Below are 14,429 nucleotides of genomic sequence, written 5' to 3' on the forward strand. Positions count from 1 at the left end.
GTCAGCCAATCCCGGGGATGAGTCGCACGAGCAGGTCGATCAGCCAGATCCCGGCGAACGGAGTCACGACGCCGCCCAGGCCGTAGATCAGCAGGTTGCGCCGCAGCAACGCGGACGCGCTGGACGGCCGGTAGCGGACGCCCTTCAAGGCCAGCGGGATCAGCGCCACGATGATCAGCGCGTTGAAGATCACCGCGGACAGGATCGCGGACTGCGGCGTGGCCAGGCGCATGATGTTGAGCTTGTCCAGGGCCGGGTAGATCGCCGCGAACATGGCCGGCAGGATCGCGAAGTACTTCGCGAGGTCGTTGGCAACGCTGAACGTCGTCAACGCGCCACGCGTGATCAGCAACTGCTTGCCGATCTCCACGATCTCGATCAGCTTGGTCGGGTCCGAGTCGAGGTCGACCATGTTGCCGGCCTCCTTCGCGGCCGACGTGCCGGTGTTCATCGCGACACCGACGTCCGCCTGGGCGAGCGCCGGGGCGTCGTTCGTGCCGTCACCGGTCATCGCGACCAGCCGCCCGCCCTCCTGCTCCTGGCGGATCAGGGCCATCTTGTCCTCGGGCTTGGCCTCGGCGAGGAAGTCGTCGACGCCCGCCTCCTCCGCGATCGCCTTGGCGGTCAACGGGTTGTCGCCGGTGACCATCACCGTGCGGATGCCCATCGCGCGCAGCTCGGCGAAGCGTTCCTTCATGCCGGGCTTCACGACGTCGCTCAGCCGGATGATGCCGAGGACGTGACCGTTCTCCGCCACGACGAGCGGGGTGCCGCCCTGCGAGCTGATCTCGTCGACGATCTCGCGGGCCGTGTCGGTCAGCTCGAACGCCGACGCCGCGCCCTTGCGGATGCTGCGGTCGCCCAGGTCGATGCCGGACATCCTGGTCTGCGCGGTGAACGGCACGAACTCGCCGGTCTTCTCGTGGTCGGACGCGGGTTGCCCGCCCGCGAGCTCCAGGATGCTGCGGCCCTCGGGAGTGTCGTCGGCCAGGCTCGCGAGCCGTGCGGCGGCGACGAGCGTCTCCTCGGACGCCGGGCCGACCGGGATGAACTCGGTCGCGCGGCGGTTGCCCCAGGTGATCGTGCCGGTCTTGTCGAGCAGCAACGTGTCGATGTCGCCCGCCGCCTCGACCGCTTTGCCGGAGGTCGCCAGCACGTTGCGCTGCACCAGCCGGTCCATGCCCGCGATGCCGATCGCGGACAGGAGAGCGCCGATCGTCGTCGGGATCAGGCAGACCAGCAACGCGGTCAGCACGACCACCGACTGCTCCCCGCCCGAGTAGATCGCGAACGGCTGCAGCGCCACGACCGCGAGCACGAAGATGATCGTCAGCGTGGACAGCAGGATCGTCAGCGCGATCTCGTTCGGCGTCTTCTGCCGTTCCGCGCCTTCGACCAACGCGATCATTCGATCCACAAAGGACTCGCCCGGCCTGGTCGTGATCTTGACGACGATCCGGTCGGACAACACCGTCGTGCCACCGGTGACCGCACACCGGTCGCCGCCGGACTCGCGGATGACGGGTGCGGACTCACCGGTGATCGCCGACTCGTCGACCGTCGCGATGCCTTCGACGACGTCGCCGTCGCCGGGGATGACCTCACCGGCCCCGACGACCACCAGGTCGCCGACCTTCAGCTCGGTGCCGGCGACGACGTCACCGTTGACGAGCCTGGCGACGGCGTCCTTCTTGGTCTTGCGCAGCGAGTCGGCCTGCGCCTTGCCGCGACCTTCCGCGACGGCCTCGGCGAGGTTCGCGAACAGCACCGTGAACCACAGCCACAGTGCGACCGCGACGGTGAACACGCTCGGGTCGGTCGCCGCGAACACGGTGACCAGCAGCGATCCCACCCAGACGACGAACATGACCGGGCTGCGCAGCTGGTGGCGCGGGTGGAGCTTCCGGAGAGCGTCCGGGATCGCGGTGGCGATGCTCGGTGTGGTGGTCACTGCAGTGCCTCCGCGATGGGGCCGAGAGCGAGAGCGGGAACGAACGTCAGCGCGGCGACCAGGACGATCGAGCCGGTGAGCAGGGTCGCGAAGAGCGGCCCGGTGGTGGGCAGCGTGCCCGACGTGACCGGCACCTTCTTCTGCGCCGCAAGGGATCCGGCGAGCGCCAGCACCGCGATGATCGGGATGAACCGGCCGAACAGCATGCACAGGCCGAGCGACGACTGGAACCAGTCGTTCGTGACCGTGATGCCGCCGAACGCACTTCCGTTGTTGTTCGAGGCTGACGCGTAGGCGTAAAGGATCTCCGACAAGCCGTGCGCGCCGGGGTTGTTGAGCGCTCCTCGCGTGCTCGGCAGGATGGCCGCGATACCGGCGCCGATCAGTAGAACCGTGGGCATCGCGAGGATCGAGACCGCGGCGGCGGTGACCTCCTTGCGCCCCAGCTTCTTGCCGAGGTACTCCGGTGTGCGGCCGACCATCAGACCTGCCAGGAACATCGCGATGATCGCCATCACCAGGATGCTGTAGAGACCGGTGCCGACACCGCCCGGAGTCATCTCGCCGAACAGCATGTTGAGCAGCGCGCCGCCGCCACCGAGGCCGGTGTAGCTGTCGTGCAGCGAGTTGATCGCACCGGTCGACGTACCGGTCGTGGCGTCGGCGAAGATCGCGCTGCCGGGGATGCCGAACCGGAGTTCCTTGCCCTCCAACGGCCTGAGCCCGCTCGCTTCCGCACCCCAGATCACCGCGAGCATCGCGGTCCAGATGACGCCCATGACACCCAGCAGCACGTAGCCCTGCTTGTGCTGGCCGACGAGCCGGCCGAACGTGCGGGTGAGCGCGACCGGGATCACCAGGATCAGGAAGATCTCGATGAGGTTGGTCCACTCGCTCGGGTTCTCGAACGGGTGCGCCGAGTTGGCGTTGAGGACGCCGCCACCGTTGGTGCCGAGCTCCTTGATGGCCTCCTGGCCGGCAACGGGTGCGTTCGCGATCGTCTGGCCGTCAACGTCCACACCGGACTTGAGCGACATCGTGACGCCCAACGCGACGAGAACGAGCGCGAACACGAACGAGATCGGCAGCAGGATGCGGAGGGTGCCGCGGGTGAGGTCGACCCAGAAGTTGCCGAGCCGGTCGGTCTGGTGCCGGACGAACCCGCGGATGAGGGCGATCGCCACCGCGAGCCCCACCGCCGCCGACACGAAGTTCTGCACGGTCAGGCCGATCATCTGGACCGCGTGACCCATCACGGCTTCCGGCACGTACGACTGCCAGTTCGTGTTCGCCACGAAGCTGATCGCCGTGTTGAACGCCATGCCGGGCTCGATGTTCCCGCGGCCGAAGTTGAACGGCAAGACGGTCTGCAGGCGCTGGATGACGTAGAGGAACACGATGCCGACGAACGAGAAGCCCAGCACGCCGTACGCGTAGGTGCTCCACTTCTGCTGGGCGTCCGGGTCGATCCGGGCGAACCGGTAGACGGCCTTTTCGACCTTCGAGTGGCTGTTGGCCTCGAACACGCGGGCCATGTAGTCGCCGAGGGGCCGGTACACGACCGCCAGGGCCGCGACGAGGATGCCGACCTGCAGCAGGCCGGCCACGAGAGGTGACATCAGAACTTCTCCGGCCTGATGAGTGCGATGAACAGGTAGACGATCAGCCCGAGCGCGATCACGCCGGCGACGGCGTTCGCGACAAGTCCCGTGCTCACAACTTCTCCAGTCCGCGCACTGTCAGGCCCAGCACGACGAAACTCCCGATCAGCAGCAACGCGTAGGCCAGGTCGGCCATGACGCCGCTCCCTTCAACGACAGGTTTTCTTGATGACGCCCGGCAGCGTGCAACAGGAAATGCCTGATCAGGCGGTGCCTGACAGCGTCCTTACGGCGTTGGGGGCGGCTTTTACGCGTTCTTGAGGCCGGGGAGACCCAGGTCTCATCCGATAGGGCCTATCGCGGTCACGGCGTGTGAGATCGTCGAGAGCGTGGTGCATGAGGAAGTCGCCGACCTGCTGCCTGCTTCCGGGCTGGTCGCGGTCGACGGGGTGGACGGGGCGGGCAAGACGACGTTCTGCGACCAGCTGGCCGCCGTGCTGCGGGCGCGCGGCCGGGAAGTGGTGCGGGCGTCCGTGGACGACTTCCACCACCCGCGTGCGGTGCGCTGGGAGCGCGGGCGGACCTCGCCCGAAGGGTTCTTCCTCGACAGCTTCGACCACGAGCGGTTCGCCGAGTACCTGCTGGTGCCGTTCGCGGCCGTGCAGCCGTTCCGGCGGGCGAGCCACGACCTGGTGACCGACGAGTACGTGGACGCACCGTTCGAGACCGCGTCGCGCGAAGCGATCCTGCTGGTGGACGGGATCTTCCTGCACCGCGACGAGCTCGTGGACCACTGGGACTTCTCGGTGTTCCTGTCCGTCGAGTTCGCGGTCTCGGTGGCACGCATGGCGAAGCGCGACGGCAGTCCGTCCGATCCGGACGATCCCCGCAACCGCCGGTACGTCGTGGGTCAGAAGCTCTACTTCGCGAAGTGCGACCCGGCCCGTCGTGCCGACCTCGTGATCGACCACAACTGAAGTACGGTGCCCGCGTGACCGAGCCCGTCAAGAAGGCACCCCAGAGGACAGCACAGCTCCCCCAGTGCCCGCAGTGCGAGTCCGACGACCTGCGCCCGTACGGCAACGGGTCGAAGTGGATCTGCCCGAGCTGCCGCTTCCTGGCGCCGTGCTGCGAGCCGGACACCGCCTGCCGCTGGTAGACCGACCCCCAAATCGTTACCCGGTGTGATAACGCCTGGTCGCCTCGCGACGACGTACGGGCCACAGCGTCCGAACGGCGTAGCGAGGAGACCACCATGGCGACCACGTTCTGGGCTTGGCTCGTGTCCGCACTCGTCATCGTGCTGCTCGCGGTGGTGATTCCGAGCAGGCTGGGCGCGCTGAGCGTGCTGCGGGACGCACGCGGCCGGTACAGCCTGAGCCGGCTGCAGGTGATGTTGTGGACGGTCGTGCTGCTGTCGCTGATCGCGGGCATGGCGTTCGGGCGGTTCGCGGCCGGGCAGGTCGACGTGGCCGGGTTCCAGATCCCGTCCCAGGTGCTGTGGCTGCTCGGCATCTCGCTCGCGTCCGCGGTCGTGGCGGCGGCCGTGAAGGTCGTGAAGAGCACGAACCGGCCAGAGGCGGTGGCCGCCTACCCGATGGGGAAGGAAGGCGGGAAGCTGTGGGAGATGCTGACCGTCGAGGAAGGCGCGTCGGCCGGGAAGTCCGTCGACCTGACCAAGTTCCAGAACCTCGTCGTCACCGTGCTGCTGGTGGCCCTCTACGTCGCGCAGGCGGTCTCGGCGCTCAAGGCCGTGAACAACCCCGCCGGTATCGCCGGGCTGCCCGCGTTCTCCGACGCGTTCCTGGTGCTGCTCGGGGTGAGCCACGCCGGTTACCTGCTCGGCAAGATGCCTTCGCCCGCAGGCACTCCCGCCGGCGGCACCATGGCTGAGCGGCTCGCTTCCGTTGCATCGGAGGCGGAAGTGTCCAAGACGGTCCCCGAGGTGCGCACCGCGTGATATCTACTCGCGGGTGATCGAGAGAGTGCGCCGCGAGGAAACGTGGCAGCAGCCGTCGGTGAACATCTACCCGGATCCTTACAAGATCATTCGGATCCAGTTCCCGGTGGTCGAGGAGCTGCGGGACACCCCGCGGGAGACGTGGCCGTCGCGCGACGCCCTGCCGTCCACGCTGATGATCCTCGCGGACACCTTCCAGGACGCCGGCTGGCACGGCCTGGCCGTGCGCATGTTCCAGGAGGCGCTGGAGTTCGTCCGGCTCGATGCCGACCGGGCGAACCTGCGGCGGACACTGGACTCCCTGCGCAAGAGTCTCGTCGCGCTGGAGCGGTACGAGGAGGCGTTGCCGGTCGCCGAGGAGGAGCTCGCGCTCGCTCTCGAACTGGCGAGGCCCGGCAGCTACGACCTGGAGATCGCCAACGAGGCCTGGTACTCGATGACCGACCTGCTCGGCAAGCTGGGCAGGCACGAGGATGCCGCCCGCGTCGCCGGAGAGGCGGTCGAGTACGCGCGCGGGCAGAAGAAGGTCAAGAACGGCCCACCCGAGGGGTATCCCCTGGCGCACAAGCTGTCCGAGTACGCGGACCGGTTGACGGCGATCGGCGAGTACGAGCGGGCGATCGAGGCCGCCGCGGAGGCCGCGGCGTTCTGGCAGCACCGGGACACGTTCGCCACGGGCTACGAGATCTTCAACGACCTCAGCCTCCTGCAGCAACGCCTCGGCCGGATCGAGGAAGCCCGCACGTCCCACGCGGCGGCGGTGGAGACGCTGCGGCGGCCCGCGGAGAAGACACGCGACTGGACGTACCTCAGCAACCTGGCCGGGGCACTGACCAACCACGGCATCCGGCTGCACGACCTCGGGTTCGACGAGGACTCGGTGCCGGTGCACCAGGAGTCGGTCGAACGCTACCGCGCCCTGGCGGCGGCGACGGAACGGCCGGAGACCATCAGGAAGATGGAGCTCAAGCTCGGTCTCGCGCTCTGCGCCCTCTCCTGCCGGTTCCACGACCTCGGCCGGCTCGACGAGTGCTTCGCCGCCAGCGACGAGGCCATCGCGCTCGCCACCAAGCACGACGACCGTGACCAGCTGGCGCAGGCGTGGACCAACCGGGCCAGCGCGCTGATCACCCGACGCTGCTACGCCGAAGCGGCCGAGGCGGCGGCGAAGGGACTGGAGCTCTACCGTGACGCCGAGGACAAAGCCATGGCGCGCAACACCTTCGCGTTGGCGTCCGCCCACTTGGGACAGCACGACGTCGCGCTGGAGGCGTCACTGCGGTCCGTCGCCGAGTATCGCGAGTGGTGTGCGGGCGACCCGTACGAGTACGCCTACCTGCTCGCCGACGCTCTGACGGACCACGCGCTCATCCGCGTGCTGCGGGCCGAACGCGCCGAGGCCGAGGCCGCGATCGCCGAATCCCTGGTGCTGCACCAGGAACTCGTCGCCCGCAACCCCGGCCGTTATCAGCGGGAGCTGGACCGCGCCTGGGGAGTCGCCGCCCAGATCTAGAGGTTCTTGCCGAAGAACTCGGTGACGCGCTCGACGACCCGCGGCACGTACCGGTCGTAGAGGTCGACGTGGCCGGCCCCCTCGATCCAGTGGACCTCCTTGGGGCCGGCCGCTTTCTGGTACGCCTCCACGGTCATCCACGATGTCACCGCGTCCCGGCCCACGACGAACAACACGGGCCGCGGTGTGATCAGGTCGACGGTCCGGAACGCGTCGAACGCCGCGATCCGCCCGACGCTGTTCCAGGTCAGCGTCTTCGCCGAACGCGGGTGCTCGGCGCGCGGCGTGCAGTAGTACTCCCAGCCGTCGTAGGCGTGCGGACCGGCTTGGCGGGCTTGCTCCTCCGTCTCGGGGAAGAGCGGGAAGCTCCCGTCCTGACCCTGAGCCAGCATCCCTTGCAGCACTGCGGGATCCTGCGTGCCGTCGGCGCCGAACCGGAACTGGCGCGCGATGTCGGCCAGGCTGACCGCGGCGACCGCCTTGATGCGCTGGTCGGTTCCGGAGGCGGCCAGGCCGTACCCGCCGGACGCGCAGATGCCGAGCACCCCGACGTTCTCGGCGTCCAGGAACGTCACGGCCGCCCGGATGTCCTCGACGCGCTGAGCCGGGTCCTCCAGGCCACGCGGTTCTCCCGCGCTCTCGCCCTGGTAGGCCGCGTCGAACGCCAACGCCAGGAAGCCCTGGTCGGCGAGCTGTCGCGCATACGCCCCGGCGGCCTGCTCCTTCACGCCGCTGCCGGGGTGACCGACGACGATCGCGCCGCGCGGTTCTCCTTCCGGCCGGTACAGGTGGCCGGCGAGGTCGAGTCCGTTGCTGGGAAAGGTCACGGTTTCCATGGCCACCACGCTCGTCGCCGGGCACGGGCTCAACCAGGGAGAACCCAGCCTAGGCAGACCAGTACCAGGCACATCGCCCGCGATCCCAGGACACTGGAGGCATGACCGAACTGGGCGAGTTCCTCCGCACCCGCCGCGCCGCCCTCGACCCGCACCGCGCGGGCTTCCCGGACGACGGCAGGCAGCGCCGAGTGCCCGGCCTGCGCCGCGAGGAGCTGGCGCAGCTCGCCCACGTCAGCGTCGACTACGTCGTCCGGCTCGAACAGGGCCGCACCAACCGGGTCTCCCGCACCGTGCTCGACGCGCTGGCGGACGCACTGCAGCTGGCGCCTGACGAGCGCGACTACCTGTTCACGGTCGCCGATGTCGCCCCGGCCAGGCAGGAGGCGGCTCCTGAGGTCGCCACGCGGCTGCGGCAGTTGCTGAACGGCATGCCGGACATCCCGGCGATGGTCCTGCACCGCCGCATGGACGTCCTGGCGTGGAACCGCGGGGCTGCCGCTCTCCTCACCGATTTCCAGGCGCTGGAACCGGCCGCGCGCAACCTGATCCGGCTGACGTTCCTCGACCCGGCGTTCCGCGCGTTGTACGGCGACTGGGAGCGCTCGGCCCGCGAATGCGTTGCGGTGCTGCGGATGGAGGCAGGCCGCACGCCGCACGATCCGGTCCTCACCGGACTCGTCGGCGAGCTCAGCGTGCGTGACCCGGACTTCCGCACGTGGTGGGCGTCGCACCAGGTCCGCGGCCCGCGCCAGCTCGTGAAGACCTACCGGCATCCAGTGGCGGGCAAGCTCACGCTCGACGTGCAGCAGTTCAGCGTGGACACTCACCCCGACCAGCTGCTCGTCGCGTACACCGCGACGGACGAGGCGTCTGCCGAGGGGCTGCGGTTCCTCTTGCTGTCACAGCAAGCGAAAGATGTCGACGTCGTCACAGAATTCGAACCTGATCGACGGGCAGACCGGTCCACCAGCGGTTGAAACGGCGGTAGACCTGCGGCTCCCTCTCGCCGAGGAACTTGTGCAGCGCCTTGGCTTCCTCCGCGAGAGCGGTCCACTGGTCCTCGCTCAAAGCGTGGAAGGCGGAGGCTTCGATGCCGCCTTCCACGTTGGGACGCCAGACTCCTGCCACCCGGCCGTCAACGAGAAGTGTCGGCAGTGTGTCGCCGTTGTTGCGGATCACGAGCTTGCGGTACTCGTCAGGGATCATGCGGCTGCGGTCGGCGTAGGCGAGCAACGTGCTGTCCCACATGGCCATCAGCCGGGGTGGCGCCGGGGTGTCCTCGTCCGGGACTGTCCGATCTGGAACGTCGTAGTAGTCGCCTTCGCGGACCAGGTCCAGCAACTCCAGCGCTTCCCGGATCGACGTGCGCGGCAGCATCGTGAACTGGTTCATGTCCAGCACGGTCGCGGGCCCGAACCCGGTGAGGTAGCGGCGCAGCATCTCGGCGAGTGCGGCCATCCGCTCGCGCGGCTCGATCGCCACGGTCTGGAACGCCAGCTTCGGCCCGTACGCCCACGGACCGCCGGTCGGCATCCGCACGAGCGGCGCGTAGGAGGCCAGCGCCCACCAGATGCCCGGCTCACCCACGTCGCCTACGTGCGAGTGCAGCAGCGCCTCCAGCTCCTTCTTGGTCCGCGGTTCGGCGGCGAACTCCAGCATGTGCCGAAGAACCTCGTCGGCGCGTTCGATCGTCAGGCCCATCGCCTTGAACCGCTTGTCGTGCAGCCGGGACGCCCTGAGCGCGGGCAGCATCGCGTGGTGGAACACCTCGTGGTCGGCGACCGTGACGGCGTGCAGGGTGATCCGCATGAGCGTGGCCTTGCGGACCGCGCCGCTCGTGAACGCCTCGTCGAGATCGGCCGGGTCGAAGCTGCTCATCCGGTTCCACAGCGCGATGTACGGCGACGCGGGCTCCTGCGCCTGGATCGCCACGATCCGGTCGATCGCCGTGAGCACGTCGATCGGCTCACGCTCGAGCAGCAGCTGCCGTTCGAGCGTGGCGCGGTTGAGCTGACGTGCGGTGTAGGTCATGGACGCGATCCTGGCTCACCGCAGCTTCGACGGCCACCAGATTCGGCCGCCGATGTCCACCGACAGTGCCGGGACCAGCAACGACCGCACCAGCAGCGTGTCCAGCAGGACACCGAACGCGACGATGAAGGCGATCTGCGTGAGGAACAGGATCGGCAGCACGGCGAGCGCGGCGAACGTCGCCGCCAGCACCACGCCGGCCGAGGTGATCACGCCGCCGGTCAGGCTGAGGCCTCGCAGCGTGCCCTCGACCGTGCCGAGCTGTTTGGTCTCCTCGCGCACGCGGGTCATCAGGAAGATGTTGTAGTCGATGCCCAGCGCCACCAGGAAGACGAACCCGAACAGCGGCACGACCGGGTCCGCGCCGGGGAAGTCCAGGACGTGGTTGAACACCAGCGCCGACACGCCCATCGTGGCCGCGAACGACAGCACGACCGTGGCGATCAGCAGGATCGGCGCCAGCAACGACCTCAGCAGCAACGCCAGGACCAGGAAGATCACCAACAGCACGATCGGGATGATCAGCAGCCGGTCGTGTTCGGACGTGTTCCTCGTGTCCAGCAACGTCGCCGTCTGACCGCCGACCTTGGCGTCGATCCCGTGCACCGCCGCACGGATGCGTTCAACGGTTGCCACCGCGGCGTCCGAGTCCGGCGCGTCCTTCAGCGTGGCCTCGATGCGCACCTGGCCTTCCGCTGTGCCAGTGGGCCTGACGTCAGCGACTCCATCTACTTCGGACTTCTGCAGCACCTCGGCCGTCTTGGCCTCGGCGGCGATGATGACCGTCGGTGAGCCGGTGCCGCCGGCGAAGTGCCGTGACAGCACCTCTTGTCCCGTAACGGATTCGACCTTGGTCAGGAACACGTCGGACTGCGCGGTGCCGGATGCCTTGAGCTGCGGCAGGAACGCGGCGCCGACCAGCAGGACCAGGGTCGTGACGATCCAGATCGCGCGCGGCTTGCTCCGCACCGTGCCGGCGACTTTGCCCCACAGTCCGCTCGTCTCCGGGTGCGGCGAGCCGAACTTCGGCGCGAACGGCCAGAACGCGGCGCGGCCGAGCAACGCGAGCGTGGCGGGCAGGAACGTCATCGTGGTGAGCAGCGCGGCGCCGATGCCGATGGCCGCGACGGGTCCGAGGCCCTTGTTCGAGTCGAGGTCGCTGAACAGCAGGCACAGCACGCCGAGAATCACCGTGCCAGCGGATGCCGCGATGGGCTCGACCGTGCCGCGCCAGGCCGTGCGGATGGAGGCGTACTTGTCCTGTGTGTCCCGGAGTTCCTCGCGGAATCTCGACACCAGCAGCAGCGCGTAGTCCGTCGCGGCGCCGAAGACGAGGATCGAGAGGATGCCTTGGCTTTGGCCGTTCAGCGCGAGGATGTCGTTCTTGGCCAACAGGTACACGACGAAGCTGGCCAGGCCGAGCGCGAACACCGCCGACAGGAGCACGATCAGCGGCAGCAGCGGACTCCGGTAGACGACGAGCAGGATCAACGCGACCACGGCGCCCGCGACGATCAGCAGCAACCCGTCGATGCCGCCGAACGCCTCGACGAGGTCGGCGATCTGCGCGGCCGGTCCGGTGACCAGCACGGTCAGGCCGGGTGGCGCGCCGCGCGTGCCGTCCCTGAGCTGCAGGACCGAGTCGCGGACCTCCTTGGCCGGGTCGAGCAGCACGACGATCTGCGCGGCCTCGTTGTCGTTGGGCGCGGGGATGACCGGGGACGCCTGGAAGCCCTTGCCCCGGTCCGCGAGGTACTTCTTGTCCTGCTCGGTGAGGCCACCCGTGCGTTCCACCAGGACGATCGCCGGGATCGCGTTGCTGCGCTGGAACTTCTTCTGCAGCTCGGCGACCTGGGTGGACTCGGCGGAGTTCGGCAGGAACGCGCTGCTGTCGTTCTCCGCGACCTCCGACAGCTTCCCCGAATACGGCCCGGTGAACCCGCCCAGCGCGAGCCAGACGACGAGCAGCACTCCGGCCAGGACTCGCATCAGCATTCCTTCGATCGTCGAACCATTCGATGGCCGAACTGTATGCTGGCGTCGTGAGCGAGGCAAGTGACTACGACCTGAGCATGCTGGTGCGGGCGCTGGTGATGGAGTCGAACAGGTTCCTGGAGATCTTCAGCGCGGCTCACTCGCTGCATCCGACGGACATGACGGCGTTGAACCTGATCATGACGGCCCGCTCCCCCATGACACCGGGCGCGCTTGCTCGTGCCTTGAACCTCAGCGCGTCCGCCACGACGTCCGTGCTGGATCGCCTTGCCCGCGCGGGTCACGTGGCCCGCGAGCGCGACCCGGACGATCGACGCCGGGTCGAGCTGCGCGTGCTCTCGGACGCCTCGGTGCTGGCTTCGGCGTTCTTCCAGCCGCTGGCCCGCGAGTTCTCCGCCGCGTGGTCTTCGTTGAGCGCGGCGGATCGTGCCGTCGTGGCCCGGTTTCTCGCCACGACGACCTCGGCGACCGCGCGGGTGCGGGAGGCGACCTCAGATCCGGCGGCCGCAGACGAGGAGCAGTAGTTCCTGGGCGGGTCGTCTCACCGGCTGGCCCTCGCCGAACGTCCAGTCCATGTCGGTGGCTTCCAGGCGTTTGTTCGCGAGGTCGGCGCCGAAGTACTTCACGGTGCGCGGGGTCATGCCGTCGAGGACCAGTTCGAGCCGGTCGTGCGGCACCTTGCGGTCGAGGCCGAGTGCGAGGGTGATGTCGAGGCCGTGGATGACGTCGTGCGACAGCGCTCCGGCCGGTCCGCCGCCGGGTGGGGTCCAGCGGTGGTCGGCGTTGGACTTCAGGACGCCGACCAGCTCGTTCTTCGAGAGTCTGCGCGCGTCTTCCTTGGCCATGCGGTCGGAGGCGTGGTTGAACCGGCCCGCGGACTTGAGGATCTCCTTGAGCACTCTCGTGCGTGAACTGTGGAACGGCAGCGTCGTGTGCGCGATGACTTCCTTGACGCGCCAGCCCTCGCACAAGCTCGGGGCGTTCCACTGCTCGTCGGTGAGGCTGCTCAGCAGTTCTGCCTGGTCAAGACGTTCCGCGCGGATCGCTGCCCAGATTTCTTCGGTCATGTCCGTTGATACGAGCCGGCCCGCGAAAACTCATCGGTCCGCGTGCTCACTCGTCCGTGGCGCGTGCCAGGGCGCGGTTGTTCAGGACGGGACAAAAGGCCAGCGCCACCAGGATGAGGAAGACACCAGCAACGACGTACGAGACCTGAACGGCGAACACACTGGCGAGAACGCCGCCGAGTGCCGCTCCGACCGGCCCTCCGGCCATCACCACCAGCCGGCTCGACGAGAGCACCCTGCCCAGCAGCTCGCCGGGCACGATCTGCTGGCGCAAGGTGCTGATCACGACTTTCTCCGCGGTCATCAACGCACCGGTGACCATCATCATCGCCGCCGCGACCCACGAATCGGCGACCAGCCCCAGGACCAGGATCGCCATACCCACACCGGCTTTGCCCACGAGCATCACCGCACCCGGACCGAACCGCCTGCCGGCGGCCGCGGCGGCCAGTCCTCCGGCTGTCGCTCCGGCCGCCGTGGCGGTCAGCAGCAGGCCGAAACCGAAGTCCGGGAGTCCGAGGACCTCCTTGGCCAGCAGCGCGAGCATCGCGAACTGTGCGGTGGCGGCGACGTTGCCGAGGCAGGAAACCGCGGCCAGCGCCCGCAGGGTCCGGTTTCCGGACAGCCACCGGATGCCCTCGACGATGTCGCTCCGCATGCTCTTGCGCGGAGCTTCGGACGTCCCCTCCGGCTTGGCGGCGGTCCGGATCGAGCAGATCAGCAGCCCGCTGGCGGCGAACGAGAGGGCGTTGCCGGCGAAGGGCAGGAAGTTCCACACGCCGAACAGCGCGGAGCCGAGCGGAGGCCCGGCGAAGTCCTCGCCGTTGCTCTCCGCCGCGACGATCCGCCCGTTCGCCGTGGCCAGGATCCGCGGATCCCGCGACACGAAGTCGGGAATGGCCGACTGGGCGGCGAGGTCGAAGAAGACCTGGCCGATGCCCAGCAGGAACGCCGCGAGCACCAGCCACACCAGGTTCACCCGCGCGGTCAGGATCAGCACCACGAGAGCGGCCAGGACGGCGAACCGGCCCACGTCGGCCCACACCATCACCTGCCGGCGGTCGAGCCGGTCGACCACGACACCGGCGTGCAGCGCGAGCAGCACCCAGGGAATCTCGGCGGCCACGACGACAAGGCTCAACGCCATCGGGCTGCTCGTGCTCTGCAGGGTCAGCAAGGGCAACGCGGCGGCATGCATGCCCGTGCCGATGGCCGACACGAGTGTGGCACCGAAGAGCCGGTGAAAGCGGCCGCCCAGGCGCACCTTGACGCCATCGGATTCCATGTTCGTTCGTACCAGCCGGGCCGCGAAAACTCATCAGTCCGCGTAGGGTCCGGATGTGATCGAGACGCTGGAGCCGTTCCGGATCGAGCTGACCGGCTACTGCTACCGCATGCTCGGGTCCGGCTTCGAGGCCGAGGACGCCGTGCAGGAAACGCTCGTGCGCGCGTGGAAGGCGTACTCCAGCTTC

Annotated in this window: 15 protein-coding genes; 7 read left to right on the top strand and 8 right to left on the bottom strand. The window is 68.6% G+C overall.

Translation table 11 applies throughout. From position 1 onward, the window contains the following. Position 1: 1 nt before the first annotated feature. From kdpB to kdpF, 3 genes are read right to left on the bottom strand one after another with little or no spacing between them, the layout of a single operon-like run. Complete coding sequence (gene kdpB / locus ABZX92_RS32170; RefSeq protein ID WP_355567652.1) at positions 2-1,951, bottom strand: potassium-transporting ATPase subunit KdpB; 1,950 nt, start codon at positions 1,949-1,951, stop codon at positions 2-4. Further along, a complete protein-coding gene (kdpA, locus tag ABZX92_RS32175; RefSeq protein WP_355567655.1) occupies positions 1,948-3,570 on the bottom strand; it encodes a potassium-transporting ATPase subunit KdpA in 1,623 nt (540 codons plus the stop codon). Before kdpA ends, kdpB begins: the two co-directional genes overlap by 4 nt. Beyond that, positions 3,570-3,668: a K(+)-transporting ATPase subunit F gene (gene kdpF, locus ABZX92_RS32180; protein WP_045316071.1), complete on the bottom strand. Its 99-nt coding sequence runs from the start codon at positions 3,666-3,668 to the stop codon at positions 3,570-3,572. Before kdpF ends, kdpA begins: the two co-directional genes overlap by 1 nt. Before the next feature lie 273 nt (positions 3,669-3,941). Here kdpF and ABZX92_RS32185 point away from each other — a divergent pair, with 273 nt between their 5' ends. The 4 genes from ABZX92_RS32185 to ABZX92_RS32200 all read left to right on the top strand — a co-directional run bounded on the left by ABZX92_RS32185 (position 3,942) and on the right by ABZX92_RS32200 (position 7,025). Beyond that, a complete protein-coding gene (locus tag ABZX92_RS32185; RefSeq protein ID WP_355567658.1) occupies positions 3,942-4,529 on the top strand; it encodes a uridine kinase in 588 nt (195 codons plus the stop codon). A gap of 14 nt (positions 4,530-4,543) precedes the next feature. Continuing rightward, positions 4,544-4,711 carry a hypothetical protein gene (locus tag ABZX92_RS32190; RefSeq protein ID WP_355567661.1) on the top strand — a complete coding sequence of 56 codons (168 nt, stop codon included), beginning with the start codon at positions 4,544-4,546 and terminating at the stop codon, positions 4,709-4,711. 96 nt (positions 4,712-4,807) lie between these two features. After that, the gene (locus tag ABZX92_RS32195; RefSeq protein ID WP_355567664.1) at positions 4,808-5,512 is read left to right on the top strand and encodes a hypothetical protein; all 705 of its coding nucleotides are present in this window, start codon (positions 4,808-4,810) and stop codon (positions 5,510-5,512) included. Positions 5,513-5,525: 13 nt separating this feature from the next. Next, positions 5,526-7,025: a hypothetical protein gene (locus tag ABZX92_RS32200; protein ID WP_355567667.1), complete on the top strand. Its 1,500-nt coding sequence runs from the start codon at positions 5,526-5,528 to the stop codon at positions 7,023-7,025. On the opposite strand, the gene ABZX92_RS32205 is transcribed toward ABZX92_RS32200, so the two are convergent. Further along, entirely contained in the window at positions 7,022-7,861 is an 840-nt protein-coding gene (locus ABZX92_RS32205; RefSeq protein WP_355567670.1) for an alpha/beta hydrolase, read from the bottom strand. The two genes, ABZX92_RS32200 and ABZX92_RS32205, sit on opposite strands and share 4 nt — an antisense overlap. Before the next feature lie 101 nt (positions 7,862-7,962). Here ABZX92_RS32205 and ABZX92_RS32210 point away from each other — a divergent pair, with 101 nt between their 5' ends. Next, entirely contained in the window at positions 7,963-8,841 is an 879-nt protein-coding gene (locus ABZX92_RS32210; RefSeq protein WP_355567673.1) for a helix-turn-helix transcriptional regulator, read from the top strand. Here the strand turns inward: ABZX92_RS32210 and ABZX92_RS32215 are convergent. After that, entirely contained in the window at positions 8,792-9,895 is a 1,104-nt protein-coding gene (locus ABZX92_RS32215; RefSeq protein WP_355567676.1) for a winged helix DNA-binding domain-containing protein, read from the bottom strand. The two genes, ABZX92_RS32210 and ABZX92_RS32215, sit on opposite strands and share 50 nt — an antisense overlap. Positions 9,896-9,910: 15 nt before the next feature. Then, positions 9,911-11,884 (bottom strand): MMPL family transporter, encoded by a 1,974-nt coding sequence (locus ABZX92_RS32220; RefSeq protein ID WP_355567687.1) that lies wholly within the window; start codon positions 11,882-11,884, stop codon positions 9,911-9,913. Positions 11,885-11,937: 53 nt separating this feature from the next. Between ABZX92_RS32220 and ABZX92_RS32225 the strand changes: the two genes are divergently transcribed. Then, positions 11,938-12,414, top strand: a complete 477-nt coding sequence (locus tag ABZX92_RS32225; protein ID WP_355567679.1) for a MarR family transcriptional regulator — start codon at positions 11,938-11,940, stop codon at positions 12,412-12,414. Here ABZX92_RS32225 and ABZX92_RS32230 read toward each other — a convergent pair. Beyond that, entirely contained in the window at positions 12,382-12,957 is a 576-nt protein-coding gene (locus ABZX92_RS32230) for a maleylpyruvate isomerase family mycothiol-dependent enzyme (protein ID WP_355567681.1), read from the bottom strand. The genes ABZX92_RS32225 and ABZX92_RS32230 overlap by 33 nt on opposite strands. A gap of 46 nt (positions 12,958-13,003) precedes the next feature. Beyond that, complete coding sequence (locus tag ABZX92_RS32235) at positions 13,004-14,242, bottom strand: MFS transporter (RefSeq protein ID WP_355567684.1); 1,239 nt, start codon at positions 14,240-14,242, stop codon at positions 13,004-13,006. A gap of 55 nt (positions 14,243-14,297) precedes the next feature. Here ABZX92_RS32235 and ABZX92_RS32240 point away from each other — a divergent pair. Then, the coding region (locus ABZX92_RS32240; protein WP_355567690.1) for a sigma factor at positions 14,298-14,429 on the top strand (132 nt) is incomplete at its 3' end.

The organism is Lentzea sp. NPDC006480 (genome assembly GCF_040611995.1).
Taxonomy (GTDB): Bacteria; Actinomycetota; Actinomycetes; order Mycobacteriales; family Pseudonocardiaceae; genus Lentzea.